The sequence below is a fragment of the Billgrantia zhangzhouensis genome (assembly GCF_021404465.1).
Lineage (GTDB): Bacteria > Pseudomonadota > Gammaproteobacteria > Pseudomonadales > Halomonadaceae > Halomonas > Halomonas zhangzhouensis.
Genome location: NZ_JABFTT010000006.1, coordinates 153,541 through 180,411 on the forward strand (window position 1 = coordinate 153,541; position 26,871 = coordinate 180,411).

Sequence of the window (26,871 nt, forward strand, 5' to 3'; positions counted from 1 at the left end):
GGAGGAAGGGGCCGCAAGGCGGCGCAGAAAGGCGCTATGATACTGGAAAGCAGTGGGCATACGAAATGCAGCGGGTGACAGCCGCGGCTCGTGCCGTTATGGTGAAGCTCTCATCGCCGATCGTCACCTGAATGCCCGAGCTTGATAACCGTATCCTGCTGAGCCGCTTGCGCCTGGCCGCCCTGTTGCTGCTGGGGGTCGTGCTGTGCCTGACACCCTATCGCCACTTCAAGCCCGCCGGCGGCCTGCTGGAAGAGGTACGCGAGCGCGACTTCATCAGCATCCACACGCGCAACACGCCAACCACCTATTACGAGGGACGTCACGGCCCGACGGGCTTCGAGTATGAGCTGATGCGCCGTTTCGCCGAGTTCCTCGGCGTCAGCCTGACGCTGGATGCCCGCCATCACATTCAGAGCGCGCTGGACACGGTGCGCGAGGAAGGCGACCTGGCCGCCGCCTCCCTGCCTCTCGATTTGACCCAGCAGGATCTCATCTATAGCCGTCCGATCCTCGACCTGCAACCGCTATTGGTCTATCGCCGCGGCCTGCCGCCGGTCAACTCCCCCGAAGGCCTTGCGGGCCTGACCATCGGCACCATTCGCGGCTCGGGTACCGACCGCGTACTGCGCGAGCTGCAGGCCGAGCACCCGGAGCTGGGCTGGCAGGAATCATCGGACCTGGAAGTAGCTGAACTGCTCGGTCGTGTAGAGAACGGCAGCCTGGATGCCGCCGTGCTTTTCGAGCACCAATTCCGTATCAACCGCATTTTCTTTCCCGGGGTGGAGCGCGGTTTCCCGCTGGGCAAACCGCTGACCATGGCCTGGGCCTTTCCCGCCCGGGGCGGCCTCGGACTCCAGCAGGAGGCCAACCGTTTCCTCGCCGAGCTGCAGCGCGAAGGGTGGCTCGACGAACTGGTCGCCCGCCACTTCGGCCATGACGATTATCTGGAGTACGTCGGCGCCAGGGTCTTCATCGATCACCTCAACGAGCGCTTGCCCACCTATGCCGAACTGTTCCGCGAGGCGGCCCGCAACACCGGCTTCGACTGGAAACTGCTGGCAGCGCTGGGCTACCAGGAGTCGCACTGGGATCCCGAAGCCACCTCCCCTACCGGTGTGCGGGGCCTGATGATGCTGACGCTGCCCACCGCCGGAGAGGTGGGGGTGGAGGATCGTCTCGACCCGGCCCAGAGCATCAATGGGGGCTCGCGTTACCTGCGCCAGCTCAAGGAGCGTCTGCCCGAGTCGATCCAAGGCGACGATCGCCTCTACATGGCCATGGCAGCCTACAACGTAGGGCTCGGCCATTTGTACGACGCACGCACTATCACCGAGGAAATGGGGGGCGACCCCGACAGTTGGGAAGACGTCCGCGAGGCCCTGCCCTTGCTGCAGCAGCACGAGTGGCACAGCAAGACCCGTCACGGCTATGCCCGTGGTGGCGAGCCGGTCATTTACGTGCGCAACATTCGGCGCTACTACGAGATCCTGACCTACGTCGATCGCAGCCAGCAGCAGTACCTGCAGCTCAACGAACTGGCAAACGGCGAGGACGATGAAGCGCCTCTGTTCGACATCATTTCCCCTCTGCTCTAGAAGAACGTGACCATGTATCGTCGTGCCGTCTTCTTCACTTGCCTGGCCTTCGTGCCGCTCACTAGGCGCTCCTCGGCCGGCAGGGCGCGGTCACGCTGGTCGAAGGGCCATTGGACGTAGCGGCCATCATGCAGGCCGCCGACGATGCGCTCTACCGCGCCAAGGCCGAAGGACGCAATCGGGTCAGGGGCGCTCCGTCGTTAACCACCATCGAGCGTGCCTGATGCCGCTTCGCCACCCTCGCGCCTGGCTTCGAAGAAGGCCTTGAGCAGACGGGAAGCGCGTGCCGCCAGCACGCCCCCTTCCACCGCAACCCGGTGATTATGCCAAGGCTGGGCAAAGAGATTGGCCTTGGATTCCACCATGCCGGTACGCGGTTCGGCGGCGCCATACACCACACGCGCGATGCGTGCGTGAATGATCGCCCCGGTGCACATCAGGCAAGGCTCCAGGGTGACATAGAGGGTGCAGCCATCGAGACGGTAGTTGCCCAACCGCTCGGCCGCCGCGCGCAGCGCACGAATCTCGGCATGAGCACTGGGGTCGTGGCCCGAGATCGGCGCATTATAGCCGGCACCGACGATCTCTCCCGCAGGATCCACCACCACGGCTCCCACCGGCACCTCGCCGACGGCCAACCCCTCGCGGGCCTGATCCAGCGCCCGGTGCATGTAGAATTCGTCACTGCGCATCGGCGTCGACTCCGTTATGCTGATGCCTGAAACAACCGTATGAGTCGCCCTGAGGATGCCCCATGACCGACGCCCTGAATGAGCTCGTCGACCTGCTCGGCCTGGAAGAGATCGAGGAGAACCTGTTTCGCGGCCGCAGCCAGGACCTTGGCCTGCCGCAGCTGTTCGGCGGGCAGGTACTCGGCCAGGCGCTCTCGGCCGCCACCCACACGGTGGATGCTTCACGTCGGGCGCACTCGCTGCATGGCTATTTTCTGCGTCCCGGCGACCCTCATCGCCCGGTAGTCTATCAGGTCGACGCCGTGCGCGACGGCGGCAGCTTCACTACCCGGCGCGTCACCGCCATCCAGAAGGGGCGCCCCATCTTCTTCTGCAGCGCCTCCTTTCATGGTCGCGAAGAGAGCATGGCCCATCAGATGGCGATGCCCGACGTCATACCACCCGATGCGCTGGAAGGGGTGCCGCATGCGCGCCTGGAGCGTTTCCCCGGCCACCCCATCGAGTTCCTGCACCTAGGCGACGAGGCCGAACCGGGCCAGCCCTCGCGCAAGCGACTATGGTTCCGCCTCACCGGCGAGTTGCCTGACGACCCGGCCTTGCACCGCTACCTGCTCGCCTACAGCTCTGACTTCAACCTGCTGACCACCTCGTTGGTGCCGCATGGCATCACCTTCCGCGACCCCAAGCTGCAGATCGCCAGCCTCGATCATGCGCTATGGTTCCACCACGATTCCAAGGTCAATGATTGGCTGCTCTACGACATGGACAGCCCCTGGGCCGGCGGCGCCCGCGGCTTCGCCCGCGGCAGCATTTACGACCGCAGCGGGCGGCTGGTGGCCTCGACGGCACAGGAGGGGCTGACGCGACTGCATGAGGCTCGCCCCTAGTCCCTTCTCCGCGCGAGGCGCTCTGCTCAGGTGCGAATACCGGGTACGTCCTGCCGAGGCCTCGGCATGGGCTGGCGCGGAGGCACGTCGGTGGTGATCTCCATCTCGTTCTCCTCGCCATCCTGCCAGTAGCGCAGCCGGGCATCCTCATCCACAGCGGTATCGCGCACCAGCTCGAGATAGCGCAGGGGCGTATCAGGCACCTCGCCATTCACTTCGAGCACCAGTGCACCAGGCTCGAGGCCGGCCTCGGCGGCCGGGCCATGCACATCGCTGACCAGCACGCCAGGCCGACCGGGCAGGCCCAGCGCTTCACGCAGGTCATCGGTGACCGGCGCAACGGTAATGCCCAGTGCCACGACCACTTGATCGTCCAACCCTTCGTATTGAATGTTCCGGGCCGCCTCGAGCACCTGCGGTGCCACGTGGATGCTCGCCCCGGCGTGAATGGCCAGGGCAATGGCATCGCTGGGCCGGCTGTCGATGAGCAGCATCTCCTCGCGCCCCTGCAGGCGCAGCTCGAGCATGCCGAGGAACGTATGGTCGACGATAGCATCGACGAAGACCCGTTCGAGGATGGCGTCGAACTCGTCAAGCATGCTGCCCAGCAGCTCGTGGGTCATGGGACGCGGCGAGCTCTCACCGGACAGTCCGCGCAGGATGGCACCGGCCTCGTTGATGCCGATGAAGATCGGGATCACCTCACGTTCCCCCGGCTCGCGCAGCAGCACCACCGGCGGCCCACCGAAGCCCGCCAGCCCGACCGTGGCGACTTCCACCTCGACCATTTCGTCGATATCGGCGGCCAGTTCCCGCGCACCGACTCCCATCGAGCCTGTCAACAACATGGCACCGCACAACAGCGATAGCAGGCGATGCCAGCGAAACGGCAGTGACATGAATCTCTCCAGCATGCAAGCGGTAGGCTTTCAGCATGGCACCCGTGGCGCACCCCTGCCATGTCGAAAACGGCAAGGCGCCTAGCGATGGTCATGAAATACCTGGCTATGGAGTATCTGGAGAGGGCGTGCTTGGCCATGACTTACGTGCATTACTTGGCCGAGTGCTTAGCTCAGGCCCCGGCCAAGGTGCTCTGCAGCGACTCATGTCGCACCACGGCATGAGGGCGATCGCCCTTGATCGTGACCCGCTCCCCTCGCCGGGCCTTCCCGGCATAATCGAACACGGCGCGGTGCTGGGTGCAGCGGTTGTCCCAGAGGGTCACCGTGTTGGCTGTCCATTGCACGCGCACCTGGAACTCCGGTGTCTCCTGGTGGCGATAGAGAAACTCCAGAAGGCCCTGGCTCTCCGCATGCCCCAGCTCAACGATCTCGCGGGTGAACCCCCGATTGACAAACAGGCTCTTGCGGCCAGTCTCCGAGTGACGTCGCACCACCGGGTGCACCGCCTCAGGATAGGGCGTGTCACTCTTGATGCCGAAGCAGCTGCGATCTTGGGCAGCCTGGTTACCATAGTGGAGCCGGTAGGTGGCCTCCCCCGAGTGCACGGCGGTCAGCCCCTCAAGAAAGATCTGCATGGCGGGCGACAGCGCCTCATAGGCGGCATAACCGCTGGAGAACAGGGTGTCGCCACCAAACTCGGGTACCTCGCGCAGGTAGAGAATACTGCCCAAAGGCGGCTCCGGGTCGCAGGAGACATCCGAGTGCCAATGCCCGCCATTGACGGCTTTCTTGCCTGCGCGGATCGCCTTGGGATCGTTGGAGGAGTTGGCCCCCGCCTCGATAGGGAATATTTCCGGATAGCCTTCCGGTCCTTTGGCCATGGGGTGGACATGGAGTTCACCGAAGCGCTTCCCAAGGGCGATATGCTGGTCGCGAGTCAGCATCTGGTCGCGCAGTACAAGAACCTGATGCTCCAGAAACAGGTCATGCAGTCGTTTAAACCCCCGGTCGTCCAGTCTAGCCAGATCCAGGCCACTGATCTCGGCACCGATATGGCCGCTTAGTTTTCTCACCTTGGGCGCTTGTTCAGGCATGGGAGTTCTCCATTATCTGCAGGGATTGGGTTGCCCTATACAAGCAGTGGCCATGGCAGCTTCCCAATGGCAATTCCCGCTTAACACATCACGATAAGCAGATTCGACAAGAGCTGAAAAATATTTCGCTGGTTAAGTGATTTGCACAGCAGGACAACTCATTGGCGAGCACTTTCCAACGTCGGCAAGGTGACAGTTCCTTGACTCATCCTGGAACTGGGAGCCATCCATGCCAATACAGCACTCTCGTGTCACCGGAATCGCCCTGTTGGCCTTGGCCACTACCGTCGGCGGACAGCCCGTAGAAGCCAACGAGCGCATTCGCATCGCCGAGCAGTTCGGCATTACCTACCTGCTGCTGCACGTAGTCCGCGACCAGGCACTGATCGAGATGCTCGGGGCCGAGCGGGGCCTCGATATCGAGGTGGAGTGGCGCCAGCTCTCCGGCGGCGCGGCGGTCAACGACGCACTGCTCTCAGGCGCGATCGATATTGCCAGTGCCGGCGTGGGCCCGCTGCTCACGGTATGGGATCGCACCCGAGGAAGTGCCAACGTCAAGGGCGTGGCCTCTCTGGGCGAATTTCCCAACTTTCTGCTGACCAACGATCCCGCGGTGTCCTCGCTCGAGGACTTCGGCCCGGAACACCGCATCGCCGTACCCGCCGTCGGGGTGTCGGTGCAGTCGCGCTTCCTGCAGAAGGCGGTGGCCGACACCTTCGGCCTCGAATCCTACGATCAGTTGGAAGTCAATACCGTCGCACTGCCGCACCCGGATGCCACTGCCGCCCTGCTCTCCAACGGCACCGAGATCAGCGCTCACTTCTCGGCCATTCCCTTCCAGTACCAGGCGCTGGAGCAAGAAGGCATCCACAAGGTGACCGACTCCTACGAGATCTTCGGCGGCCCTATCTCCCCCACCTTGCTTTATGCCACCGAACGCTACCGCGAGCAGAACCCAGAGGTATATGCCGTCTTTCTCGAGGCCCTGGCCGAGGCCCGAGACTACATTGAGCAAGACCCGGCCAGCGCCGCAGAGACTTACCGCCGCGTCACCGGTAGCCAGTTGGACAATGGCTTTCTAACGTCCCTGATCACCGACGAACAGGTGAGCTTCTCGCTGGTGCCGCGCAACACCTATCCCCTGGCGGAGTTTCTGCACCAGGTAGAGGCGATTGGCCACTTGCCGCAAAGCTGGCAAGAGTACTTCTTCGACGAGGCTCATGCCTGGGAGGGAAGCTGATGACGGCAGCTACGGCAACTTCCCTGGCCAGGCGGCAAGCCAGCACCACACCGCACCCACACACCGGCACGCCGCGCCTGGCGGTGGATGGCGTCACCCTGGAGTACCGCACGCCCCGCCAGGTGGTGAAGGCCACCCAGCGGGTCAGCTTCGATGTGCAGGAAGGAGACCGCTACGTGTTGCTGGGTCCCTCGGGATGTGGCAAATCGACCCTGCTCAAGGCAGTGGCCGGTTTTCTCTCACCGGTAGAGGGAGAGATCCGGCTCGATGGCCAGCGGGTCGCCGGAGCGGGGCCCGACCGAGTGGTGGTATTCCAGGAGTTCGACCAGTTGCCGCCCTGGAAGACGGTCAAGCAGAACGTGATGTTCCCCCTGCTGGCCTCGCGCACCCTGGGGCGCCGCGAAGCGGAACAAAGAGCCCTGGCAACGCTTGAAAAGGTGGGGCTCGCCGCCTTCGCCGATGCTTATCCCCACACTCTCTCCGGCGGCATGAAGCAGCGGGTCGCCATCGCCCGGGCGCTGGCCATGCAGCCGCGTATCCTGCTGATGGACGAGCCCTTCGCCGCGCTGGATGCGCTGACCCGACGCAAGATGCAGGAAGAGCTGCTGGCCCTATGGGAGGAAGTCCGTTTCACCCTGCTGTTCGTCACCCACTCCATCGAGGAGGCGCAGATCATCGGCAACCGGATGCTGCTGCTCTCACCTCACCCCGGACGCGTCCGCGCCGAGTTGGGCTGCGAAATGGATAACCTGACGAGCCTCGGCAGCGCCGCCACTAAGGCGCGCACCCAGCAGATTCACCGGCTGTTGTTCGAGCACGAGAGGCCGTCATGAGCGAATCCCGTCCCTATCGCTATGCCAGCCACCTGGCCTGCCCACGCTGCGAGGCTGACTACGCGCTGGACAGCCTGCGACAGCTCTGCGCCTGCGGCTCACCGCTGCTGGTGCGCTACGACCTGACGCGCCTGGCGGCGACCTGGCGGCCTGAGCAGCTAGCCGAGCGCCCCTGGAGCCTGTGGCGCTATCACGAGCTGCTGCCGCTGGCCCAGCCCGAGGCGATCGTCAGCCTGGGCGAGGTGGTGACCCCGCTGGTCGAGCTGCCTCGACTGGGCGACGACATGCGGCTACCGAGGCTTGTCATGAAGGACGAAGGGTTGCTCCCTACCGGCTCTTTCAAGGCCCGTGGCGCGGCGGTCGGCATCTCCCGCGCACGGGAGTTGGGCGTCACTCATCTGGCCATGCCCACCAACGGCAATGCCGGGGCCGCCTGGGCCCTCTATGCCGCCCGTGCGGGCATCCAGGCCACCATCGCCATGCCCGAGGATGCTCCATACATTACGCGGCAAGAGTGTTCCTTGGCTGGCGCCCACCTGTCGCTGGTCGATGGCCTGATCAGCGATGCCGGTCGTCAGGTGGCAGGCTTCGTCGCAGCCACCGGCGTCTTCGATGCCTCCACACTCAAGGAGCCCTATCGCATCGAAGGCAAGAAGACCATGGGACTGGAGCTGGCCGAGCAGCTCGGCTGGCAGCTGCCCGATGTGATTCTCTACCCCACCGGGGGCGGCGTAGGCCTGATCGGCATCTACAAGGCGCTGCAGGAGCTCCAGGCCATCGGCTGGGTGAAGGGGCCCTTGCCACGACTGGTCGCCGTCCAGGCAAAGGGTTACGCACCCATCGTGCGTGCCTGGCAGGAGGGCGCTCGCGAGTCGCGCTTCTGGGATCAGAGCAGAACGCGGGCCTTCGGCATCAATGTACCCAAGGCGCTGGGCGACTTCCTGGTGCTGGAAGCCCTCTACGCGACCGACGGTCGGGCCATCGCCGTCAGCGAAGCCGCCATCGACTGGGAGCAGCGTCGCGCCGCACAGCTCGAGGGCACCTTCGTCTGCCCTGAGGGGGCTGCCGTACTGGCCGCCGCTCGGGAGTTGAGCACCCTGGGGGAGATTCCCGCCGATGCGAGGGTCGTCGCCCTCAACACCGGCGCCGGCATCAAGTATCCGGATGACCGCGACCTCGGGGTGCCACGACTGGCCGCCGATGAGGCGCTTCCCATCCCCGAGTCTACGACGAGGAGGCCGTCATGAGCCTACATACCCTGAGCCTCGGTCGCGACAACCGGCCCGACCGAATACACGACCTGCCCCCTGTCGAGCCCGGCGAGCTGGCGGTGGCTCGCCCCCTCTGGCAACGCCTCTGGGATCTGAGCGCCGTGCGCAAAGGGATGATCCTGCTGGCACTCGTGCTCCTGTGGGAGCTGGCCGCCCGCTATCAGGCCAACCCTCTGCTGCTTCCCGGTGCCAGCGATACCGCAACGGCTCTCTGGCAGGGGCTGGTCTCCGGCACCTTGATCCAACGCAGTGCGGTGTCGCTCTCGGTGCTGCTCAAGGGCTACGCCCTGGGCGCCGTGCTGGCCCTTGCACTCACCACGCTGGCGGTCTCCACCCGCCTGGGGCGCGACCTGCTCAGCAGTCTGACATCCATGTTCAGTCCACTGCCGGCCATCGCTTTGCTGCCCCTGGCGCTGCTGTGGTTCGGCCTTGGCGAGGCCAGCCTGGTTTTCGTGCTGGTGCACTCGGTGCTGTGGCCGATGGCGGTCAATATCCACCAGGGCTTTCAGGGTGTCTCCGAGACGCTGCGCATGGCCGGCCGCAACTATGGGCTGCGCGGGCTGCGCTATGTGGCGTATATCCTGATCCCCGCCGCGCTGCCGGCCCTGCTGGCCGGGCTACGCATCGGCTGGGCCTTCGCCTGGCGCACCCTGATCGCCGCCGAGCTGGTGTTCGGCGCCTCCTCTGGGAAAGGCGGGCTCGGCTGGTACATCTTCCAGAACCGTAACGAGCTCTATACCGACAACGTCTTTGCCGGGCTGGTGGTAGTGATCCTGATCGGCCTGCTGGTGGAGAACCTTATCTTCAATAGCCTGGAACGCATCACCGTCAAGCGCTGGGGCATGGTGCACTGAGCGGCGGGCGCGCTCTTTTCTGACCGCGGCACGCCCACCCTGATCGTCATCTGACAAGGAGAGCCGACATGCCCCTCACCCAAGTGATCGATTACTTCAATGCCCATCTAGAGGCCTTCAACCCCCAAGCCAGCCTGCGTCGACATGCCCGCTTTCTCTATGAGAACGGCAGGGTGTCTGCCGAACTGGCGGGCAAGCGCGTACAGCCAGGCCAGCAGCCTATCTTCGAGCTTGCCGGTCTCTCGGCGGTGGCCCACGACAGCCATATCCAACTGCTTGACCACCATAGTGCCCAACAGACGACCGACCCGCTCTATTTCCTGAGCTGGGATAGGGAGGATGTGATCTTTCTGGACCGTTTCCTGCGCGTATTACATGCCTTGCACCACCTCTCGCGCCATGGGGTCGATGCCGCCCCGCTGATCGTCGACGTTCATTGGCGCCATCTCCAAGCCGTGGAAGCCTCCCATGGGACGGTCTTCGAGGCGCTGTTGGCTCGCCTGGGGTTATACCCACGCCAGGTCGTGCTGCGCCTGAGCGCACTACGGTTGTTGACGGACGCTCACGCGCATGATGCAAGCCGAAGCTTTCACGCACATGGCTACCACCTGCTGGCTCATAGAGTACCGCTGGATACCGAGCCCTCGGCCTGGCGCCAGCTATTGGACGCTGGTGTTGAGTGGGTCACGCCCGAACCCCATGCCATGAGCCTGGCCCGCCAGGGGCGCCAGCACTGGGCAAGGCTCACGCAGTGGAATCGCGAGGCGCGTACAGCGGGCTTGACGGTTTGGTGGCCGATGGTCGACAACCCAGGAGATCTCGGTATCGTGACGCCTCTGGAACCGACCCTGGTCAGCGGCAACCTAGTGGGCGAGATGCTAGGAGGGGGGGCGGGGGCTGTTAACCAACACGCCTGACGCTCAGTTTCAGGGTCCATCGACCCAATCGCGAATATCCGGCGGGCCGAACCACGGCTTGCCGCCGCACTGGCTCCCACCAGGCGCTCGCCACCAGCGCAGGCATCCATGCCAAAGGGCATAGACAACGCTGCGACGGCGCCCTTGCTTATCCATTGCGCTTATCCATTGCTCACTTGCGAGTCGGGCAGGAAGACCCGGCTCTGTACCGGGCGAATCCAGGCGTCGTTGCCCTGGGTCAGGCCGAGGGCGTGGAAGCGGTGCTTGGGCAGCTCGGCGTGTACTAGGTCGTCGGCAGCGTCGGTGCGCAACTCCAGGCGCACGGTGGGGCCGACTACCGAGATCAACTCGATCCTGGCGGGCAGGGTGTCGCTGGCGACCGCCTCGGCGTAGACCTCGATCTCATGCGGGCGCACATAGGCGAGTCCGCTCTCGTTGCGACGGTCGTGGAACTCCGGTGCGGGGAGCCGGATATCGCCGATACGTGCCTCGCCGGCGTGGATACCGGCGCGGAAGCGGTTGACGTTGCCCAGGAACTGGTAGACGAAGGGGTTGGCGGGGTTGTCGTAGACCTCCTCAGGCGAGCCGTCCTGCTCTACCTTGCCCTTGTTCATCACCACCACCCGGTCGGAGACCTCCAGTGCCTCTTCCTGGTCATGGGTGACGAACACGCTGGTGACGTGGATCTCGTCGTGCAGCCGGCGAAGCCAGCGGCGCAGCTCGGCGCGTACTTTGGCGTCCAACGCCCCGAAGGGCTCGTCGAGCAGCAGCACCTTGGGTTCCACCGCCAGGGCGCGGGCCAGGGCGATACGCTGGCGTTGGCCGCCGGAGAGTTGGTGCGGATAGCGGTGGGCGGTCCAGTCGAGCTGCACCAGCTCCAGCAGGCGCATCACCTTATCGCGGATCTCGGCCTTGCCGGGCCGGGTGCGGCGCGGGCGCACGGTCAGGCCGTAGGCGACGTTCTGGAACACCGTCATGTGCTTGAACAGCGCGTAGTGTTGAAACACGAAGCCGACGCCGCGCTGGCTGACATGCAACTCGGTGGTGTCCTCGCCGTGGAAGCGGATGCGCCCGGTGTCGGGTTGCTCCAGCCCGGCGATGATACGCAGCAGAGTGGTCTTGCCCGAGCCGGAGGGGCCTAGCAGGGCGGTCAGCTCGCCTTCGCGGAAGGTGAGGCTGACGTTGTCCACGGCGATGAAGTCGCGGAAATGCTTGTTGACGTGATCGATCTCGATGCTCATTTGATACGTTCTCCAGGGCGGGGGGGGCTAGCGGGATGTCAGGCTTCCGCCAGTTTCTGGCGCCTCTCTTCCTGCCACTCGACCACGCTCTTGATGGCGATGGTCACCAGGGCGAGCCCGGTCAGCAGCGAGGAGACGGCGAAGGCGGCGGTGAACATGTACTCGTTGTAGAGCACCTCGATATGCAGCGGCATGGTGTTGGTCTCGCCGCGGATGCGCCCGGAAACCACCGCCACGGCGCCGAACTCGCCCATGGCGCGGGCGTTGCACAGGATGATCCCGTAGATCAGCCCCCACTTGATATTAGGCAGGGTGACATGCCAGAAGGTTTTCCAGCCGCTCGCGCCCAGGGTCAGCGAGGCTTCCTCCTCCTCCTTGCCCTGCTGCTGCATCAGCGGGATCAGTTCCCGGGCGATGAACGGCAGGGTACCGAAGGCAATGACGATGACAATGCCGGGCACGGCGAAGATGATGCGCAGGTCGTAGGCCGAGAGCCACGGCCCCAACCAGCCCTGGGAACCGAACAGGATCACGAAGATCAGCCCCACCACCACCGGCGAGATGGCGAAGGGCATGTCAATCAGCGAGATCAGGATCGGCTTGCCGCGAAACTCGAACTTGGCGATGGCCCAGGCGGCGGCGATGCCGAACAGAGTGTTGAGCGGCACCACGATCGCCACCACCAGCAGGGTGAGGCGAATGGCGGCCAGGGCGTCCGGCTCGGTAATCGCCGAGTACCAGACCCCGAGGCCGCGCTCGAAGGCGCTGTAGAGCACCACCGCCAGCGGCAGCATGAGAAACAGCGCGAGGAAGGTCAGCGCCGTGCCGATCAGCGCGACGCGCACCCAGGCGGGTTCCTCGGTGGCGCGGCGCCACAGCGGTGCTGGACCTTGGCGCGGGTGGGCCTGTGCCACCGTCACGCTGCTCAGGCCAACGCGTTTGGCCAGTTTGTCACTCACGTATCACTCCTCGTTAACCGTAGCGGCGGGAGGTCCACCACTGCAGACCATTGATCACCAGCAGCATCAGGAAGGCGGCGACCAGCATCACCGTGCCGATGGCGGCGGCGCCCTGGTAGTCGTACTGTTCGGCCCGGGCGACGATCAGCAGCGGGGTGATCTCGGTGCGGAACGGCAGATTGCCCGAGATGAATACCACCGAGCCGTATTCGCCCAGCGCGCGGGCGAAGGCCAGCGCATAGCCGGTGAGCAGTGCCGGCAGCAGCGCCGGCAGAATCACCCGGCGCAGGGTGGTGAGGCGGCCGGCGCCGAGGCTGGCGGAGGCTTCCTCCCACTCGGCGTCGAGATCCTCCAGCACCGGCTGCACGGTGCGCACCACGAAGGGCAGGCCGATATAGGTCAGCGCCACGATCACGCCGAGCTGGGTGTAAGCGACGCGGATACCGAAGACGTCGAGGTACTGTCCCACCCAGCCGGTGCTGGCGTAGAGCGTTACCAGGGCGATGCCGGCCACCGCCGTGGGCAGGGCGAAGGGCAGGTCTACCAGAGCGTCGACCAGCTTCTTGCCGGGAAAGCGGTAGCGCACCAGCACCCAGGCCACCAGGGCGCCGAACACCAGGTTGATCGTTGCGGCGATCAGCGAGCTGCCGAAGGAGAGCTTGTAGGAGGCGATGACCTGGCGGTGGGTCACGGCGTTCCAGAAGGTTTCCCAGCTCAAGGTCGTGGTGTAGAGCAGGAAGGCGCCCACCGGCACCAGGAACACCAGCCCCAGGTAGAGCAGCGTAAAGCCCATGGTCAGGCCGAAGCCGGGGATCACCCGGCCTCGGGATGCGGCGACGCCAGCCATCAGTTGATCTCTTCCAGGATGCGATCGAACACGCCGCCGTCGTTGAAGTGCGTCTCCTGGGCGTTCTGCCAGCTCTCGAACACCTCATCCACGGTGAACAGATCGAGTTCCGGGAACAGGTCGGTGTACTCGGCGAGGATCGTCGGGTCGCTCGGACGATAGAAGTGTTTGGCGGCGAGGTGTTGCGCCTCGTCGGTATAGAGGAACTCCAGGTACGCTTCGGCGACCTCGCGGGTGCCTTTGCGCTCCACGTTGGCGTCCACCACGGTGACCGGCGGCTCGGCGAGGATGCTCAATGAAGGCACGATGATCTCGTATTCGCCGCGGCCCAGCTCCTCCACCGAGAGGATCGCCTCGTTTTCCCAGGCGATGAAGGCGTCGCCTAGGCGCCGCTGCACGAAGGTGTTGGTGGCGCCGCGGGCCGCCGGGTCGAGCACCGGCACGTTGTCGTAGACCTGGCGCACGAACTCAAACGTGCGCTCCTCGTCGCCGTCGAACTTGTCCAGGCCGTACCCCCACAGCGCCAGGTAGTTCCAGCGCGCGCCGCCGGAGGTCTTGGGGTTGGGGGTGATCACTTCCACGTCGTCGCGCACCAGATCGTCCCAGTCCTGGATGTTCTTCGGATTGCCCTCGCGCACCACGATCACGATGGTGGAGGTGTAGGGCGAGCTATTGTTGGGCAGGCGGCTCTGCCAGTCGTCCGGAATCAGCTCGCGCTGGCGCAGGGCGTCCACGTCGTAGCCTAGCGCCAGGGTCACCACATCGGCATCCAGCCCATCCAGCACTGCCCGGCCCTGGGAACCGGAGCCGCCGTGGGACTGGCGCACGTTGACCTGCTGGTCCGCTTCCTCCAGCCAGTGCTCGGCGAACAGCGCGTTGTATTCGCGGTAGAACTCGCGGGTGGGATCGTAGGAGACGTTGAGGATCTCCACCCTCTCCTGCGCCACGGTCTGGGGCACGGCGGCGGTGAGCAGGGCGCCGCCCAGCAGCACGGCAGCGGTCAAAGGGAGAAGGCGGCGTTGCGGGCGATTCGCCTGGTGGATCATGACGTTACTCCTGAAGCATTGATGTGGTGATGTGCCTCAGACTAACGCCGCTCACATATCCCATTAACGAATAAAAACTGGATTACTTATCGTAATTTGTGCTTATTCCGCCTTGCCGGCCAACACCTGCTGCACGGTCAATTCATCCAGGTCTTCCCGGCACAGTTGCAGGAAGCGATAGGCATAGGTGCGCAGGAAATGGCCGCGACGCAAGGCCAGGTAGGTGGTGTTGCGCGGCAGTAGGTCGCTGGCATCGAGCAGGGTCAGGCCCCGGTCGCGCTCCTCGTGATAAGCCATCGAGGCGATCAGCCCGACACCGAGCCCAAGCTCCACGTAAGTCTTGATCACGTCGGCATCCAGTGCCGTGAGCACGATGTCGGGCACCACCTCGGCCGCGCAGAAGGCCCGGTCGATGCGCGCCCGTCCGGTGAAGCCCTCATGGTAAGTCACGATGGGATGCTCGGCGATACGCTCGAGAGTCAATGGCTTACCGTCGTCCAGGGGGTGCCCCTGGGGCACGATCACGCCGTGATACCAATGATAGAAGGGGAAGCAGGCGAACAACTGCCCCTCCTCATGGAGTGCCTCGGTGGCGATCCCTATGTCCACCTTGCCGGCCTTGAGCAGTGAGACGATCTCATCGGGCCCGCATTGGTGCAGTTCGAGATGCACCTTGGGAAAGACCTGCTTGAAGCGGGCAACGATCGGCGGCAATGCATAACGGGCCTGGGTATGGGTCGTGGCGATGGCCAGGCTACCCTGGTCCTCATGGGTGAGCTGGTGAGCCGAGCGCTTGAGATTCTCGGCATCCAGCAGGATGCGCTCAATGATTTCTACCAGGGCGGCTCCTCCTTGGGTCAGCCCAAGGATGCGCTTGCCGCGACGCTCGAAGAGTTCGACGCCGAGCTCCTCTTCCAGGTCGCGGATATGCTTGCTGGCACCGGATTGAGAGGTGTAGAGCGCATTGGAGGCTTCCGTGAGATTGAAGCCTCGGCGCACCGTTTCGCGAACGATACGCAATTGTTGAAAGTTCATGGCCCCTTTACCGCAGCTGAAAATATTATTCAGGAATATAAATTCATTTTTTTATTCCCCTAAGTGATTTTACGCGATATGGATATCAGCGAATGGGGATAGGCTGGGATGCCGTCGCCCTGCAGCGAATCGCATTCAGCACGCACGAAATAGGTGAAGGCCGGGCGAGTTGCCCCAGCGCCCCCCGACACTCGAGACGGTCGCACCAGTTGAAGGAAATCGCAGCGCCTTCCACGCTAGGAAGACTGCTTTCCAGGAACAAGGAAATGGCATGGATGACCTTGCCAGCGATTTTCTCGCCGACAACACCGTACTCATACGCCTTGCCGTAGCGCTGCTGCTGGGCGCCCTGATCGGTATCGAGCGCGGCTGGGTCGCCCGCGAGCGGGAGTGGGGCGAGCGGGTGGCCGGGGTGCGTACCCATGCGCTGGTGGGACTGTTCGGCGGTGTTTCGGCCCTGCTGGCGGATGCCTTCACGCGCTGGGCCTTCCCGTTGATCTTCGTCGCCGTGGCGATCATCGCGCTGGTCGGCTATCGCGCCCGTATGGAGCAAAGCGGCGATTACAGTATCACCGGCCTGATTGGGCTGTTGCTGACGTTCTGCTTCGGTGCCCTGGCCGTGGCTGTGGATATCGCCCTGGCCACGGCCTGCGCCGTGATCACGGCGTTGATTCTCGACAACAAACGCGAGATACACGGCCTACTCAACAAGCTACAGGCCAATGAACTCGATGCCGGCCTCAAGCTGCTGTTGATCAGCGTGGTGATGCTGCCACTGCTGCCCAACGAGGATATGGGCCCCGGCGGCGTGCTCAACCCCTACGAGATATGGTGGCTGGTGGTACTGATCGCCTCGATCTCATTCGTCGGCTACTTTGCCGTACGCCTGGGCGGCACCGAGAAGGGCATTCTGTTCACCGGACTGTTCGCCGGTCTCACCTCCTCCACCGCGCTGACCCTGCAGTACGCCCGACAGGCGCGTCGCGAACCGCAGTTGGCGCCGATGCTCGCCGCCGGTATTCTGCTGGCCTGCGGCACCATGTTGCCGCGCCTGCTGCTGTATGCCGCCCTGCTCGGCCCCGCGCTGTTGCCGCGCCTGGCGGCGCCGGTTGCGGCCATGGGCGTGACGCTCTACCTGCCGGCACTGTGGCTATGGCGTCGACATCGCCGTACTCTCCGGGCCGACCGTCCGATGACCCAGAACCCCCTGGAACTGCGCGCTGCACTACTGCTCGGCGCCCTGCTGGCGGTGGTCATGGTGCTGGGCGAGTGGCTGCGAGCCTGGCTCGGCGATGCCGGGGTCTACCTATTGGCCGCCGTCTCGGGCATGGCCGACGTACATGCGGTTGCCCTGTCGCTGAGCCGCATGGCCACGACCACCATCGAACTCTCCACCGCCGTGCTGGGCATCGTGCTGGCGGCCTCGATGAACAACCTGTTCAAGGTGGTACTGACCCTGGCCGCGGGCACCGGCCGCCTCACCCGCAGTATCGTCGGCCCCATGCTGGCGTCGGCAGTCGTGGGTCTCGGCGTAGCGTGGCTGGCCTAGGATCTAGGGAAGTCTCAGCACCTCACGAAAACCACCCCAAATCATGCGCTTGCCGTCGAACGGGTGATTGGCCGGGTCCATCATGTCCGCCATGCGCGGATCTTCCATCACTTTGGCGTTGATGCGGTCGCGCTCCTCCCGCGAGGCGTAGCGGATCCAGGCGAAGATCACCGTTTCCCCCGGCTCGAGCTTGACGCTCTGGGGGAAAGAGGTATGCTCTCCCGGCTTGACGTCATCGGCCACGCATTCCACGTACTCCAGCGCGCCGTGATCGTGCCAGACTTCCCCGGCCTTCCGGGCCATTTCCAGATAGACATCCATATTGCCTTCGGGAACCGGCAGCACGAATCCATCGATATAGCTCATGGTCTTGTCTCCTGTGAGTTGGGGCTGAGCCAAAGGGCTCATGTCTCCTTCGAACCGGCAGCGGCAAAATCGACATCGTGCCGCCGTGCCGTCACTTCCTTCAGGCGACGTTTCAGAAAACGCCGCTCGGCCCCCTGGGTCACCAGCGCCAGCGCCTGACGATAATGCGCGGCCGCCTCTGCGTGTCGCTCCAACCGGCGCAGCAGATCGGCGCGAGTGGCGGGCAACAGGTGATAGCCAGGCAGATGGATCTTGTCGAGCAGCTCGAGGCCCGTTTCTAGCCCATCGGCCATGGCCACCGCCACGGCCCGGTTGAGCGCTACCACCGGCGTGGGCAGAATGGCGTACAGCAGGCTGTAGAGCGCGGCGATGCGGCGCCAGTCGGTCTCTTCCGGGCTCGACGCCCGAACGTGCAACGAGGCAATCGCGGCCTGCACCGTATACCCTCCGGGCATACCGCCACGCAGCGCTATCTCGACGTGAGCGCCCCCCTCCTCGATCTCGTCGACATGCCAGCGCGTACGATCCTGTTCTTCCAACAGCACGATGTCGCCAGCCTCGTCGGTACGTGTATCGCGCCGGGCGTGGTGCAGCTGCATCAGCGCCAGCAGGCCTCGCGCTTCGCGCTCGGCCGGCAGCAGCCGTACCAGCATCCGCCCCAGGCGAATCGCCTCACGGCAAAGGTCGGTGCGTACCCAGTCATCGCCGAAGCTGGCCGCGTAGCCCTCGTTGAAGATCAGGTAGATCACCGCCAGCACCGCTTCCAGGCGCTCGCCCAAGGCCGTGTCATCGGGCACCTCGAACGGGATTCCTGCATCGCGAATCTTGGCCTTGGCCCGCACCAGGCGCTGAGCCAGGGTCGGCACCGGCACCATGAAGGCACGGGCGATCTCCTCGGTGCGCAGCCCGCCCAGGGTGTGCAGCGTCAGCGCCACCTGGGCGGGCCGGGCCAGGGCCGGGTGACAGCAAGCAAAGATCAGACGCAGGCTGTCGAGAGGCTCGGCCTCGAGGTCGTTGTCGAGCAGCAGCTCCAGGTGCTGGCGCAGCTCATCGCCCTTGCGCTCGCGCATCTGCTGGTGGCGCAACTGGTCGACCACCTTGTGGCGCGCGGTGGAGATCAGCCACGAGGTCGGGTTAGGCGGCCAGCCTTGTGTCGGCCACTGCACCATCGCCGCCTCGAAAGCCGCCTGCACGGCATCCTCGGCCAGTTCGAAGTGGCCGAAGCGGCGAATCAGGCTGGCCAGCACGCGGCCATATTCGCGGCGGTAGAGCTCGTCAAGCGACACGTCGCTCCCTCATAGGCGATAGGCAGGGTCCACCGGTCTAACCTCGACCGAGCCGCCGACCCGCAGCGGCGGGATGCGCCGGGCCAGCCCCAAGGCTTCGTCCAGATCACGGCACTCCACTACGTGGAAGCCACCCAGTTGCTCGCGGCTCTCGGCAAAGGGGCCGTCCAGCATCACCGTCTTGCCATTCTGCTCGCGCAGCGTGGTGGCGGACGCCACCGACTGCAACCTGGCACCGCCGCGGTAGTGTCCGCTGGTGACCATCTCCTGGATCAAGGCATGGTAGTCATCCAGGACCGCTTCGCGTTCGACATCCGGCAAGCCGTTCCACAGCGCCTCGTCGATACAGCACATCAACATGTATTGCATGGTGGTCTCTCCTGGGTGATTCCTTAGATTAGCTCACTGGCCAGTACTCATGTTTCGTACGAGCACCGCCGAAATCGACATCGCGTCACCTCGCGAATAGCGGGCTCCGAGCTAGATGATCCCGGCTGCCACCAATTCATCGGCTACCGCCTGGAACGTTTCCTGGGGAATCGGCCCGCCATTGGGCGTCCGCCTGGCGATACGGGCCGCCAGGTCCGGCTGCCTGGCCAAGGGAACTCCCTTGGCTGTCGCCATCCCGAGCATTCCCGAGGACTGCTCGGGAGATGCCTTGCATACCACGACCGGTACCGGCGTCTCGCCCTTGACGTAGCGCACCCCCACCAGCCAACCGCCGGCCTCCCCCAGCAACAGCGAGGCATTCTCCAGACCGGTTCTCGCGGTGTGGGCATACATGTCACGCCGATCGCGCTGGCGGGCACGCCGGATTTCCGGATCTCCCTCCTGATCCTTGCGTTCGCGTTTCTGCTCCGTCTTCGTCATGCGCTGGTCGCGGCGAAACAGCCAGCTCTGCACCTGCACGTCGATCAGCCCGACGATGAAAAATGCGATCAGCGCGGTAACGGCCAGTGGCTTGAGCAGCGCCATGAAGACGCCCTCAAGACAACCGAAACCGCAGCGCGGTGCATCCATCAGGGCCTGCAGCCCCAGCCGAAAGACGATCACGAATGCCGTGGCCAGAGCCGCCATCTTGATCAGTGCCTTGGCGAACTCCGTCATGCCCCGGACCGAAAAGATGCGTTTGAGCCCTTCGGCGGGATTGATGCGTTCGAACTTCGGCTTGATGGGGTCCACCGAGAATACCGGCCCACGCATGATGAGGAGGTTGGTCAGCACGGCCGCCACGACGGCAATGACGATGATCGGCAGGACCGCCCGTACGATGATTTCCACTCCCAGCGCCAGCAGGCGTGGCCACAAGGTGTCAAAGGGCTCGTGGTAGAGGCGCGTCACCGTGCTAAACAGGTTGCGCACCCGTTGTTCGATGCCATTGGCGGCCATGACCAGATAGAGCGAACCTCCCAGCATCACCATGGCGGTCACCATGTCCGAACTCTTGCTTACCTGGCCCTTCTTGCGCGCGTCGCGCAGTTTCTTCTCGGAAGGCGGTAGCGATCGTTCTTCGCTGGGCTTCTGGCTCATGTTTCCTCCGCGCCCCCCGGCGACCCATGCGGCCCTCCCAGCAGCATTTCGAGACGCCGGTATCCTTCTCCCAGTGCCCCGAGCTCCTCTACCAGCAGCGGTATCAGGAAGACGATGTAGAGCAGCATCATGAAGGTGAACAACAGGTTCTTGATCGGCAACGACAGCGAGAACACATGCAGGCTGGGCGCCATGCGCGCCAGATAGGCAAGCATCAGGTCGGCAAGCAGCATGGCCACCACCAGCGGCGCGATCATCAGCACCCCAACCCGCATCACCTGATCCAGCATGTCCAGCATCAGCAAGGCAGCCCGCGTCTCCAGCACCGGTACGAAGCTCTCCACCGGCCACAGGCCGTAGCTGGCGTAGAAGCCTTCGAGCATGACCATGAAACCGCCCGAGACGAAGAACAGCGCGACCAGTGTTACCACCAGCAGCGTGCTGGTGACCCCGGACTCGGTGCTGGCCATCGGGTCGAGCAGTTGCCCCATGGTCGAGGCACGCTGCAGGTCGACCAGCTCCCCGGCCACTTCCGCCGCCCAGAAGGGGATGCCGAACACCACGCCGATGACCATGCCGATCAGCAGCTCCTTGACCAGCAACGCGGCCAGGCCGAAGGTCGACATGGCTTCCAGGGCAGGCAGGGTCGAGAAGATGAACGGCATCATCGGCAGCGCAATGGTCACGGCCACGGCGGAACGGAGGAGGCCGGTCAGGCCGAGCCGGTTGAACACCGGGCTGACCACGATCACGCCCAGGGCCCGGGCCATGCCCACGGACGCGGCCATGAGCATCGGATAGACCAGCTCGGTGAGGAAGGGGATGAAGTCATCGAACGTCATGGGATCTCAACGCGACCAGACGGCGAAGTTGTCCAGCACCTGGTCGGTCAGGTTGACGAGCTGGCCTACCAGTAGCGGCCCTCCCACGATCAGCACCAGCATGATCACGATGACCTTCACCGCCTGGGGCAGCGATTGATCCTGGATCTGGGTCAGCGCTTGCAGCAGGCCGATGCCGAAGCCGATCACGATGGCGGCCAGCAGCGCCGGTGCCGACAGCAGCAATACGGTCCACAGGGCATTGCTCATCAGCGAGAGGAAGATGTCGCCGGTCACGTCGGTCAGCCTCCGTAGCTGAGAATCAGGCCGTGCATCAGGCGCGACCAGCCATCCACGGCAACGAACAGGAAGATCTTCAGCGGCACCGAGATCAGCGGCGGGGCCACCATGACCATGCCCATGGCCATCAACACGTTGGCCACCACCAGGTCGATGACCAGGAACGGAATGTAGATCAGAAAACCGATCTGGAAGGCACGCACCAGTTCGGAGGTGACGAAGGCTGGGATCAGCACCACCAGATCGTCCTCCTGCAGGTTCTCGCGGGCCTGCTCCGACCAGATGTTGCGAGTGGCGTCGAGGAAGAAGGCGCGCTCTCTCTCGTTGGCATAGAGCGACAGATATTCCTGCAACGGCTCGCGCAGCAACGCACCGGTCGCGCGTATGTCCTCGATGCTATCGAACGAGCCGCCCTGAGCCTCGAGCCGATAAGTGATTTCCCCGACCAGTGGCGTGGTGATATAGACCGTCAGTACCAGGGCGATGCCATAGAGCACCAGATTGGGAGGTGTCTGCTGGATGCCGAGGGCGTTGCGGATCAGGAACAGTACCACGGCGATCTTGAGAAACGAGGTCATGGTCACCACCGCCAGGGGCAGCAGCCCCAGGCCGGCGATGACGATGATCATGCCTACCAGGTTGGGCTGCACCTCATCCATCGATCTGCAGCCTCACGATCTGCACGCCCAGGCTGTCGCCGATCTCCACCAGCCGCCCCCGTCCCATGCGCCGGCCGTTGACCAGGATGTCGACAGCCTCCTGTGCCGGTTTCTTCAACGGCAGCACACTCCCCGCATCCAGGGTGCGCAGCTCACCCAGGGTCAGTTCCAGGCGACCGAACTCACAGGCAAGTTGCACCGGCAGCTCGTCCAGGGCCGCTTCCGGAGCGGCCTGCGGGTCTTGCGTATTCTCTGCCATGTCGTCATGCCTCCTTTGCTTCCAGCGGGAATCGTCATCGAACGGGGCGGGCTCCGGTGCGCTGCGCGCTACGGTCGGGGACACCGGGGCCAGCAGGTGCAGGCCATCGTCCTTCTCCACTGCCTCGGCCAGCAGTTGACCCGCGATCATGAGCGTCTTGGCCGGCGGCTCGAGCAATACCACGTCTCCCGGTACCAGGCTGCGCAGTTCGCCCAATCGAAGCTGCTGGCGACCGGCGATCCATTGCACGGTCATCGGCAGCGCCGAGCAGGGTTTCGCCAGTGGAGGCGGCAGAGATTTCAGCAACGGCGCCAAGCGGCGCAGGGCGGCAGCGCTCAACGACAGCGCCAAGTCGCCTGCCGGCGCTTCATCCTCCACACGCAGTACGATGCGCAGCGCTGTCGCATCGACAGGCTCGAGGGTCGCCGCGTGGAGCTGAATGGCACAGCCGAGGCGCGCCTCCAGCGGCTCGATCCATCCCAGCAGGGCGTATTCCAGCCACAGCGCCAGGAGGTCGCCTGCGCATTGCTCCAGCGGTAATCGCAGCGCCAGATGACGCGTCAGGGCCGCCAGGCTCCGTGGCGAGAGGTGCAGGGTCGCCACGGCCTCACCCATGCTGATGCCTACCGTCATGGGTAGGGCGGGGTCGCTGTCCTGAGCGACGCTCAGGCGTAGCGAACGCTCCCCCAACGCGAGAGTGAATGGCGGTCGTGGCCGATGCAGCGCATTGAGCACGGCGACATACTCGGGTTCGAAGCGCGGCAAGCGGGCGGGCTCGCTTGCCGCGACCACTCCCATGGCTTGCCTGATACGTTCGGGCGTGGCACGGTGCCGCCGCTCCTGTTCAAGTTTCATCCAGCGGCCCTCCTTGCACCGGACCATCCTCGAGATCGGCTTCGAGGCGGCTCTCTGCTTTGATCCGGCCCGTCTGCTGGCGCCGTGCAAGCAGCTTTTCCAGCGCCTCCCTGGCATGGGCGCGCCGCTTCCAGGTTTCGGCATGCCGCTCGCACTCATCGAGCAAGCGGCTACGCTCCCGCTCGACCGCCGCACGCACTCTGACCAATTCGGCCTGACGGTGATAATGATCGTCGAGAGCTTGGCGGGCCTGCTCCAGTTCCGCTGGCGACAAGGTTTCCCCTTCCGCCGCCTCGAACCACCCCTGCTCGAGGCGGTCGAACTCGCCGCGTTCACGCTCGAGCGACAGGTCGAGTGCATCGAGACGGTCCGCCTCTTGACGGTAACGGCGCCGTTGCTCCTGCAGAACGAATGCCGCTTGGCGTTCGCGCCGTTCGCGCAGCGCTTTGAGGTGCTCGAGACGGCACCGGTCGCTCATGACAGCACCTCGCTCATGCGCTGCATGGTGTCCTCGAATCCGCTGTACTCGGTCTCGCTCTGACGCAGGAAGGCCTCGATGGCAGCATGCCGGGCAACCGCCTCGTCGGTGGCAGGATCGCTGCCTTCACGATACTCGCCGACCTGCAGCAGCAGTTCGACGTCGCGGTAGCGTGCCAGCAGGTCGCGCAGCCGGCTGGCATTGCGTCGCTGCTCGCGGGAGGCGACGGCATCCATCAGACGGCTGCGGCTGGCGAGGACATCGATCGCCGGGAAGTGGTCGCGTTTGGCCAGGTCGGCGCTGAGCACGATGTGGCCGTCGAGGATGGCCCGCGTCTCCTCGGCGACCGGATCGAGGCTGCCGTCGCCTTCGGTCAGCACGGTATAGAGCGCGGTGATGCTACCGCTGGCTCCCGGCCCCGCCCGTTCCAGCAAGCGCGGCAAGGCGGCAAAGAACGAGGGCGGATAACCCCGCCGTGTAGGCGGCTCCCCGGCGGCCAGGCCGATCTCGCGCTGGGCCCGGGCGAAGCGGGTGATGCTGTCGACCAGTAGCAGGACGTCGCGGCCCAGGTCGCGAAAGTACTCCGCCACGGTGGTGGCCACCATGGCGGCACGGGCCCGCTCGATGGCCGGGCGATCGGAGGTGGCCACCACGCAGACGGTGCGTCGCCTCGCCTCGGCATTCAAGCGCATCTCGAGCAGCTCGCGCACCTCACGGCCGCGCTCGCCGATCAGCCCCAACACGATGACCTCCGCCTCGCTGCCCCCGACAATGGTCGACAGAAGGGAGGACTTACCTACGCCGGGCTCGCCGAAGATGCCAACGCGCTGGCCGCGTGCCACGGTCAGCAGGCCGTCGATGGCACGGATGCCCAGCGCCAGCGGATGCTGGATCAATTGGCGCGTTAGCGGCGGTGGCGGCTCGGCATGGACGGGATACAGCGACAGCCGCTTATCGCCACGCTCGGGCCTGCTATCGAGGAAGGTGCCCAGCGGGCTGATCACCCGCCCCAGCAGCGCCTCTCCCACCGGTACCCCCTGCGGCCCCCCGGTCGTGATTACTTCGGCTCGGGTCGACATGCCCTGTAGATCGCCGATCGGCGAGAGAATGGCATGCTCCTCCTCAAAGCCGATCACCTCGGCGGCGACATGACGGCCGCTCAGCGGGTCACGCAGATAGCACAGTTCACCGATTCCGGTACCGTCGACGCTGGCATGCACCAACAGGCCACGAATGCGACGCACCCGTCCATGCACCGGGCGCAGCTCGGCTTCCTCCAGGCGTTCGCCCAGCCGTGGCAGCAGCGCTTCGAGTTCGGCTTGCGGCAGGTTCATCACCGCGTCTCCTTGTCGTTCGTCAGCGCACGCCGCAGGGCACTCAGTTGGGCATCGAGGCCGACATCGACAATGGCCACCGGACTGACCAGCAGGCATTGCCCCGCACCTAACTGCTCATCGCCCTCGACACGCCATGCAGGGCCACCGGCCGTTGCCCCAGCGGACAGCAGCGCCTCGACATTCGCTACGTTCTCAGGAGCGACGCGCACGCTGACCCGCATGTCGTGGCGAAACTCGCGCAGGGCCTGACGCGCGCAGCGGCCCACCAGCTCGGCGGCGTCGAACTCACCCAGGATGCGCTGCAACATGCGCAGGCAAAGCTCCGTCAGCGACTGGTCGAGCCCTGACAGGTAACGCTCTACCCGCTGGGTGGTTTGCGCCAGCAGCTCGGCCGCCTGGGCTTCGCCTTCCCGACGCCCTTCCTCGAAACCATCGGCATAGCCGCTGGCGGCAACATGGCGCGTCCTGGCTTCCATCTCCCGAGCCCGCACCCGGGCACGTTCGAGAAAGGCGTAACCGTCGATCCAGGCCTTGGCCTCGGCGCTACGCAGAATGACCTTGCCCGGCCCCGCCGGCAGTTCGTGCATGCTCTGTCTCCTTGATCTCGGCGGCGATGATGGCGGCGGCACGCCGCACGATGCCCGGCCCCTTGCTCCGCGCTTGCGGAATGGCATCCGCCGCTGCCGCTTGTGGCAAGCCATCGGCCAGCCCCAACCTCAGCCAGGCGACCCACTCGGATGTCAGCAGTGCCAGCCAGGCCAGCACGCAAGCCTCTCCATCGCGCCATACCTCCCGCTCCAGGGTCTCGATGTCCTCGCTGGACGCACTCGCCACGGCCAGCTCACGGTTGGCCACGGCAGCGGCATAGGCGGACTCACCGAAACGCTGCTGGAGCGCTACGACACGAGGCGCACGAATCTCCCGCACGAAAGCCATGGCGTGGCAGATCGCGCCGCAATACCGGACCAGCGTCGCGCCCGCATGAGGCGGTAGCGTCAGCCAGGGTGCATCTTCTTGCGCGGGGGTCGGCAGCGCTTCGGGTGGCACCAGGCCATGGCGCTCAACCAAGCGGTGTGCCAGGCGGCGCTGGAAACGGGGATGGCCGACGACATCCTCCAGCGTCGCTCCATCGGCCACGCCGCCCAGGCAGTCGTCCAGCCAAGGGCGCGCAATGTAATGCGTTGGCGCCTCGACGAAGGCACGCCATGCGGTGGCCTGCAACCCGCTCATGTCGGCGGCTCCAGGTCATAGGGATCGCGCCGGCGCCGCTGCCAGGCCATCCAGCCCAGCGCCCCGGCAAGGCTCAACAGCAGGACGACGAAGCCACCGAACAGCCAACTGATTCGACCGACGCTATTCGCCGGCATGGCAATGCCGAGGAAGGCGCTCGTCGGGGGAGCTATGTCTCCCCTTGGCTCCAGTCTCACCGCCACCACCGGCACCACCGACACCTTGTCGTAGGAGAGCCCTGCGATGCCGTTGGCTACCAGTGTCTTGACGCGCGGGATCAGCGGCCCCACATCGAGATCGGGCGCATGGCGAATGAAGACCGAGGCCGACGAGGGTGTACTGTTCTGCCGCATCAGGTCGTTTTCCGGCAGCACCACATGCACCCGCGCCGTGAGCACGCCGTCGATCTGCGATACCGTGTGCGACAGCTCCTCGCTGAGCGCATAGAGCATCTGTGCACGCTCCTGGAGTGGCGAAGAGACCAGGCTGTTGCTCTGGAACACCTCGCCGAGGTTGGAGTAACGCTCCTGCGGCAACCCGAGGCGGTCCAGGATCTCGACCGCCTCGGCGAAACGATCCTTGTCGACGGTCACCGTCATGCGGCCATCATCCGCCGCGACCCGCTTGGCGGAGATGCCATGCCGTGCCAGCGTTGCCACCATGACGTTGGCCTCGCGCTCGCTGAGGTCGGTGTAAAGTTCGGCATCACAGGCCTGCAGGCCAAGCGCCACGATCAGGATTGCGAGCACCTGCAGCAGGCCCCGGCTTCGTTGGGCAACTCGCAA

At 64.9% G+C, this 26,871-nt stretch carries 29 protein-coding genes; 8 read left to right on the forward strand and 21 right to left on the reverse strand.

What is annotated here, in order from left to right; translation table 11 throughout:
• Positions 1-131 precede the first annotated feature (131 nt).
• Positions 132-1,598: a membrane-bound lytic murein transglycosylase MltF gene (gene mltF / locus HOP51_RS09620; protein WP_234273693.1), complete on the forward strand. Its 1,467-nt coding sequence runs from the start codon at positions 132-134 to the stop codon at positions 1,596-1,598.
• A 200-nt stretch (positions 1,599-1,798) separates the two neighbouring features.
• Here mltF and tadA read toward each other — a convergent pair whose 3' ends face one another.
• Positions 1,799-2,290 carry a tRNA adenosine(34) deaminase TadA gene (gene tadA, locus HOP51_RS09625; RefSeq protein WP_234273694.1) on the reverse strand — a complete coding sequence of 164 codons (492 nt, stop codon included), beginning with the start codon at positions 2,288-2,290 and terminating at the stop codon, positions 1,799-1,801.
• A gap of 62 nt (positions 2,291-2,352) precedes the next feature.
• Between tadA and HOP51_RS09630 the strand changes: the two genes are divergently transcribed.
• Positions 2,353-3,177, forward strand: coding sequence for an acyl-CoA thioesterase (locus HOP51_RS09630; protein ID WP_234273695.1), 825 nt, complete (start codon positions 2,353-2,355; stop codon positions 3,175-3,177).
• A 26-nt stretch (positions 3,178-3,203) separates the two neighbouring features.
• Here the strand turns inward: HOP51_RS09630 and HOP51_RS09635 are convergent, their stop codons facing one another.
• Both HOP51_RS09635 and HOP51_RS09640 read right to left on the reverse strand, forming a co-directional pair.
• The gene (locus HOP51_RS09635; protein ID WP_234273696.1) at positions 3,204-4,076 is read right to left on the reverse strand and encodes a bifunctional nuclease family protein; all 873 of its coding nucleotides are present in this window, start codon (positions 4,074-4,076) and stop codon (positions 3,204-3,206) included.
• A gap of 173 nt (positions 4,077-4,249) precedes the next feature.
• Entirely contained in the window at positions 4,250-5,173 is a 924-nt protein-coding gene (locus HOP51_RS09640; protein ID WP_234273697.1) for a TauD/TfdA dioxygenase family protein, read from the reverse strand.
• A gap of 229 nt (positions 5,174-5,402) precedes the next feature.
• On the opposite strand from HOP51_RS09640, the gene HOP51_RS09645 reads away from it, so the two are divergent.
• From HOP51_RS09645 to HOP51_RS09665, 5 genes are all read left to right on the forward strand, one after another.
• Positions 5,403-6,413 (forward strand): ABC transporter substrate-binding protein, encoded by a 1,011-nt coding sequence (locus tag HOP51_RS09645; RefSeq protein ID WP_234273698.1) that lies wholly within the window; start codon positions 5,403-5,405, stop codon positions 6,411-6,413.
• Entirely contained in the window at positions 6,413-7,246 is an 834-nt protein-coding gene (locus HOP51_RS09650; RefSeq protein ID WP_234273699.1) for an ABC transporter ATP-binding protein, read from the forward strand. The genes HOP51_RS09645 and HOP51_RS09650 overlap by 1 nt, the downstream gene beginning before the upstream one ends.
• On the forward strand, positions 7,243-8,493 hold the full coding sequence (locus HOP51_RS09655) for a threonine synthase (RefSeq protein ID WP_234273700.1): 1,251 nt from the start codon (positions 7,243-7,245) through the stop codon (positions 8,491-8,493). Before HOP51_RS09650 ends, HOP51_RS09655 begins: the two co-directional genes overlap by 4 nt.
• Positions 8,490-9,371 (forward strand): ABC transporter permease, encoded by an 882-nt coding sequence (locus HOP51_RS09660; RefSeq protein ID WP_234273701.1) that lies wholly within the window; start codon positions 8,490-8,492, stop codon positions 9,369-9,371. Before HOP51_RS09655 ends, HOP51_RS09660 begins: the two co-directional genes overlap by 4 nt.
• A 68-nt stretch (positions 9,372-9,439) precedes the next feature.
• Positions 9,440-10,288: a hypothetical protein gene (locus HOP51_RS09665; RefSeq protein WP_234273702.1), complete on the forward strand. Its 849-nt coding sequence runs from the start codon at positions 9,440-9,442 to the stop codon at positions 10,286-10,288.
• A gap of 161 nt (positions 10,289-10,449) precedes the next feature.
• Here HOP51_RS09665 and HOP51_RS09670 read toward each other — a convergent pair whose 3' ends face one another.
• The 5 genes from HOP51_RS09670 to HOP51_RS09690 all read right to left on the reverse strand — a co-directional run bounded on the left by HOP51_RS09670 (position 10,450) and on the right by HOP51_RS09690 (position 15,416).
• The gene (locus tag HOP51_RS09670; protein WP_234273703.1) at positions 10,450-11,529 is read right to left on the reverse strand and encodes a sulfate/molybdate ABC transporter ATP-binding protein; all 1,080 of its coding nucleotides are present in this window, start codon (positions 11,527-11,529) and stop codon (positions 10,450-10,452) included.
• Between the two features lie 38 nt (positions 11,530-11,567).
• Positions 11,568-12,449 carry a sulfate ABC transporter permease subunit CysW gene (gene cysW, locus HOP51_RS09675; RefSeq protein WP_234273797.1) on the reverse strand — a complete coding sequence of 294 codons (882 nt, stop codon included), beginning with the start codon at positions 12,447-12,449 and terminating at the stop codon, positions 11,568-11,570.
• A 52-nt stretch (positions 12,450-12,501) separates the two neighbouring features.
• Positions 12,502-13,335, reverse strand: coding sequence for a sulfate ABC transporter permease subunit CysT (gene cysT, locus HOP51_RS09680; protein ID WP_234273704.1), 834 nt, complete (start codon positions 13,333-13,335; stop codon positions 12,502-12,504).
• Positions 13,335-14,381, reverse strand: a complete 1,047-nt coding sequence (locus tag HOP51_RS09685) for a sulfate ABC transporter substrate-binding protein (RefSeq protein ID WP_234273705.1) — start codon at positions 14,379-14,381, stop codon at positions 13,335-13,337. Before HOP51_RS09685 ends, cysT begins: the two co-directional genes overlap by 1 nt.
• A 102-nt stretch (positions 14,382-14,483) precedes the next feature.
• Complete coding sequence (locus tag HOP51_RS09690) at positions 14,484-15,416, reverse strand: CysB family HTH-type transcriptional regulator (RefSeq protein WP_234273706.1); 933 nt, start codon at positions 15,414-15,416, stop codon at positions 14,484-14,486.
• Positions 15,417-15,687: 271 nt separating this feature from the next.
• Here HOP51_RS09690 and HOP51_RS09695 point away from each other — a divergent pair, with 271 nt between their 5' ends.
• Positions 15,688-16,965 carry an MgtC/SapB family protein gene (locus HOP51_RS09695; RefSeq protein ID WP_234273707.1) on the forward strand — a complete coding sequence of 426 codons (1,278 nt, stop codon included), beginning with the start codon at positions 15,688-15,690 and terminating at the stop codon, positions 16,963-16,965.
• Between the two features lie 3 nt (positions 16,966-16,968).
• Here the strand turns inward: HOP51_RS09695 and HOP51_RS09700 are convergent, their stop codons facing one another.
• The 13 genes from HOP51_RS09700 to sctJ all read right to left on the reverse strand — a co-directional run bounded on the left by HOP51_RS09700 (position 16,969) and on the right by sctJ (position 26,871).
• Positions 16,969-17,331, reverse strand: a complete 363-nt coding sequence (locus tag HOP51_RS09700; protein WP_234273708.1) for a DUF1428 domain-containing protein — start codon at positions 17,329-17,331, stop codon at positions 16,969-16,971.
• Between the two features lie 38 nt (positions 17,332-17,369).
• Positions 17,370-18,617 carry an RNA polymerase sigma factor gene (locus HOP51_RS09705; RefSeq protein WP_234273709.1) on the reverse strand — a complete coding sequence of 416 codons (1,248 nt, stop codon included), beginning with the start codon at positions 18,615-18,617 and terminating at the stop codon, positions 17,370-17,372.
• Between the two features lie 9 nt (positions 18,618-18,626).
• Positions 18,627-18,986 carry a YciI family protein gene (locus HOP51_RS09710; RefSeq protein WP_234273710.1) on the reverse strand — a complete coding sequence of 120 codons (360 nt, stop codon included), beginning with the start codon at positions 18,984-18,986 and terminating at the stop codon, positions 18,627-18,629.
• Between the two features lie 111 nt (positions 18,987-19,097).
• Positions 19,098-20,147: an EscU/YscU/HrcU family type III secretion system export apparatus switch protein gene (locus HOP51_RS09715; RefSeq protein ID WP_234273711.1), complete on the reverse strand. Its 1,050-nt coding sequence runs from the start codon at positions 20,145-20,147 to the stop codon at positions 19,098-19,100.
• Complete coding sequence (gene sctT, locus HOP51_RS09720; protein ID WP_234273712.1) at positions 20,144-20,989, reverse strand: type III secretion system export apparatus subunit SctT; 846 nt, start codon at positions 20,987-20,989, stop codon at positions 20,144-20,146. The genes HOP51_RS09715 and sctT overlap by 4 nt, the downstream gene beginning before the upstream one ends.
• A 6-nt stretch (positions 20,990-20,995) precedes the next feature.
• Positions 20,996-21,265, reverse strand: a complete 270-nt coding sequence (locus HOP51_RS09725; RefSeq protein WP_159549826.1) for an EscS/YscS/HrcS family type III secretion system export apparatus protein — start codon at positions 21,263-21,265, stop codon at positions 20,996-20,998.
• Positions 21,266-21,270: 5 nt separating this feature from the next.
• Positions 21,271-21,927 carry a type III secretion system export apparatus subunit SctR gene (sctR, locus tag HOP51_RS09730; protein WP_234273713.1) on the reverse strand — a complete coding sequence of 219 codons (657 nt, stop codon included), beginning with the start codon at positions 21,925-21,927 and terminating at the stop codon, positions 21,271-21,273.
• Positions 21,920-23,041, reverse strand: a complete 1,122-nt coding sequence (gene sctQ, locus HOP51_RS09735) for a type III secretion system cytoplasmic ring protein SctQ (protein WP_234273714.1) — start codon at positions 23,039-23,041, stop codon at positions 21,920-21,922. Before sctQ ends, sctR begins: the two co-directional genes overlap by 8 nt.
• On the reverse strand, positions 23,031-23,519 hold the full coding sequence (locus HOP51_RS09740) for a hypothetical protein (RefSeq protein WP_234273715.1): 489 nt from the start codon (positions 23,517-23,519) through the stop codon (positions 23,031-23,033). The genes sctQ and HOP51_RS09740 overlap by 11 nt, the downstream gene beginning before the upstream one ends.
• Complete coding sequence (locus HOP51_RS09745; RefSeq protein ID WP_234273716.1) at positions 23,516-24,853, reverse strand: FliI/YscN family ATPase; 1,338 nt, start codon at positions 24,851-24,853, stop codon at positions 23,516-23,518. Before HOP51_RS09745 ends, HOP51_RS09740 begins: the two co-directional genes overlap by 4 nt.
• The gene (gene sctL, locus HOP51_RS09750; protein WP_234273717.1) at positions 24,853-25,443 is read right to left on the reverse strand and encodes a type III secretion system stator protein SctL; all 591 of its coding nucleotides are present in this window, start codon (positions 25,441-25,443) and stop codon (positions 24,853-24,855) included. The genes HOP51_RS09745 and sctL overlap by 1 nt, the downstream gene beginning before the upstream one ends.
• Positions 25,400-26,086 (reverse strand): hypothetical protein, encoded by a 687-nt coding sequence (locus HOP51_RS09755; protein WP_234273718.1) that lies wholly within the window; start codon positions 26,084-26,086, stop codon positions 25,400-25,402. The genes sctL and HOP51_RS09755 overlap by 44 nt, the downstream gene beginning before the upstream one ends.
• Positions 26,083-26,871: a type III secretion system inner membrane ring lipoprotein SctJ gene (gene sctJ / locus HOP51_RS09760; protein ID WP_234273719.1), complete on the reverse strand. Its 789-nt coding sequence runs from the start codon at positions 26,869-26,871 to the stop codon at positions 26,083-26,085. The genes HOP51_RS09755 and sctJ overlap by 4 nt, the downstream gene beginning before the upstream one ends.

What these genes read in the sequence shown, in the direction of transcription:
- HOP51_RS09690 (WP_234273706.1), bottom strand. Translation starts at nt 15,416, where the DNA reads ATGAACTTTCAACAATTGCGTATCGTTCGCGAAACGGTGCGCCGAGGC.
- mltF (WP_234273693.1), top strand. Translation starts at nt 132, where the DNA reads ATGCCCGAGCTTGATAACCGTATCCTGCTGAGCCGCTTGCGCCTGGCC.
- HOP51_RS09740 (WP_234273715.1), bottom strand. Translation starts at nt 23,519, where the DNA reads ATGAGCGACCGGTGCCGTCTCGAGCACCTCAAAGCGCTGCGCGAACGG.
- sctQ (WP_234273714.1), bottom strand. Translation starts at nt 23,041, where the DNA reads ATGAAACTTGAACAGGAGCGGCGGCACCGTGCCACGCCCGAACGTATC.
- sctT (WP_234273712.1), bottom strand. Translation starts at nt 20,989, where the DNA reads ATGACGTTCGATGACTTCATCCCCTTCCTCACCGAGCTGGTCTATCCG.
- HOP51_RS09645 (WP_234273698.1), top strand. Translation starts at nt 5,403, where the DNA reads ATGCCAATACAGCACTCTCGTGTCACCGGAATCGCCCTGTTGGCCTTG.
- HOP51_RS09685 (WP_234273705.1), bottom strand. Translation starts at nt 14,381, where the DNA reads ATGATCCACCAGGCGAATCGCCCGCAACGCCGCCTTCTCCCTTTGACC.
- HOP51_RS09700 (WP_234273708.1), bottom strand. Translation starts at nt 17,331, where the DNA reads ATGAGCTATATCGATGGATTCGTGCTGCCGGTTCCCGAAGGCAATATG.
- sctL (WP_234273717.1), bottom strand. Translation starts at nt 25,443, where the DNA reads ATGCACGAACTGCCGGCGGGGCCGGGCAAGGTCATTCTGCGTAGCGCC.
- HOP51_RS09640 (WP_234273697.1), bottom strand. Translation starts at nt 5,173, where the DNA reads ATGCCTGAACAAGCGCCCAAGGTGAGAAAACTAAGCGGCCATATCGGT.
- sctR (WP_234273713.1), bottom strand. Translation starts at nt 21,927, where the DNA reads ATGGATGAGGTGCAGCCCAACCTGGTAGGCATGATCATCGTCATCGCC.
- HOP51_RS09655 (WP_234273700.1), top strand. Translation starts at nt 7,243, where the DNA reads ATGAGCGAATCCCGTCCCTATCGCTATGCCAGCCACCTGGCCTGCCCA.
- HOP51_RS09635 (WP_234273696.1), bottom strand. Translation starts at nt 4,076, where the DNA reads ATGTCACTGCCGTTTCGCTGGCATCGCCTGCTATCGCTGTTGTGCGGT.
- HOP51_RS09710 (WP_234273710.1), bottom strand. Translation starts at nt 18,986, where the DNA reads ATGCAATACATGTTGATGTGCTGTATCGACGAGGCGCTGTGGAACGGC.
- tadA (WP_234273694.1), bottom strand. Translation starts at nt 2,290, where the DNA reads ATGCGCAGTGACGAATTCTACATGCACCGGGCGCTGGATCAGGCCCGC.
- HOP51_RS09695 (WP_234273707.1), top strand. Translation starts at nt 15,688, where the DNA reads ATGGATGACCTTGCCAGCGATTTTCTCGCCGACAACACCGTACTCATA.
- HOP51_RS09650 (WP_234273699.1), top strand. Translation starts at nt 6,413, where the DNA reads ATGACGGCAGCTACGGCAACTTCCCTGGCCAGGCGGCAAGCCAGCACC.
- HOP51_RS09745 (WP_234273716.1), bottom strand. Translation starts at nt 24,853, where the DNA reads ATGAACCTGCCGCAAGCCGAACTCGAAGCGCTGCTGCCACGGCTGGGC.
- HOP51_RS09660 (WP_234273701.1), top strand. Translation starts at nt 8,490, where the DNA reads ATGAGCCTACATACCCTGAGCCTCGGTCGCGACAACCGGCCCGACCGA.
- cysT (WP_234273704.1), bottom strand. Translation starts at nt 13,335, where the DNA reads ATGGCTGGCGTCGCCGCATCCCGAGGCCGGGTGATCCCCGGCTTCGGC.
- HOP51_RS09670 (WP_234273703.1), bottom strand. Translation starts at nt 11,529, where the DNA reads ATGAGCATCGAGATCGATCACGTCAACAAGCATTTCCGCGACTTCATC.
- HOP51_RS09715 (WP_234273711.1), bottom strand. Translation starts at nt 20,147, where the DNA reads ATGAGCCAGAAGCCCAGCGAAGAACGATCGCTACCGCCTTCCGAGAAG.
- HOP51_RS09630 (WP_234273695.1), top strand. Translation starts at nt 2,353, where the DNA reads ATGACCGACGCCCTGAATGAGCTCGTCGACCTGCTCGGCCTGGAAGAG.
- HOP51_RS09665 (WP_234273702.1), top strand. Translation starts at nt 9,440, where the DNA reads ATGCCCCTCACCCAAGTGATCGATTACTTCAATGCCCATCTAGAGGCC.
- HOP51_RS09755 (WP_234273718.1), bottom strand. Translation starts at nt 26,086, where the DNA reads ATGAGCGGGTTGCAGGCCACCGCATGGCGTGCCTTCGTCGAGGCGCCA.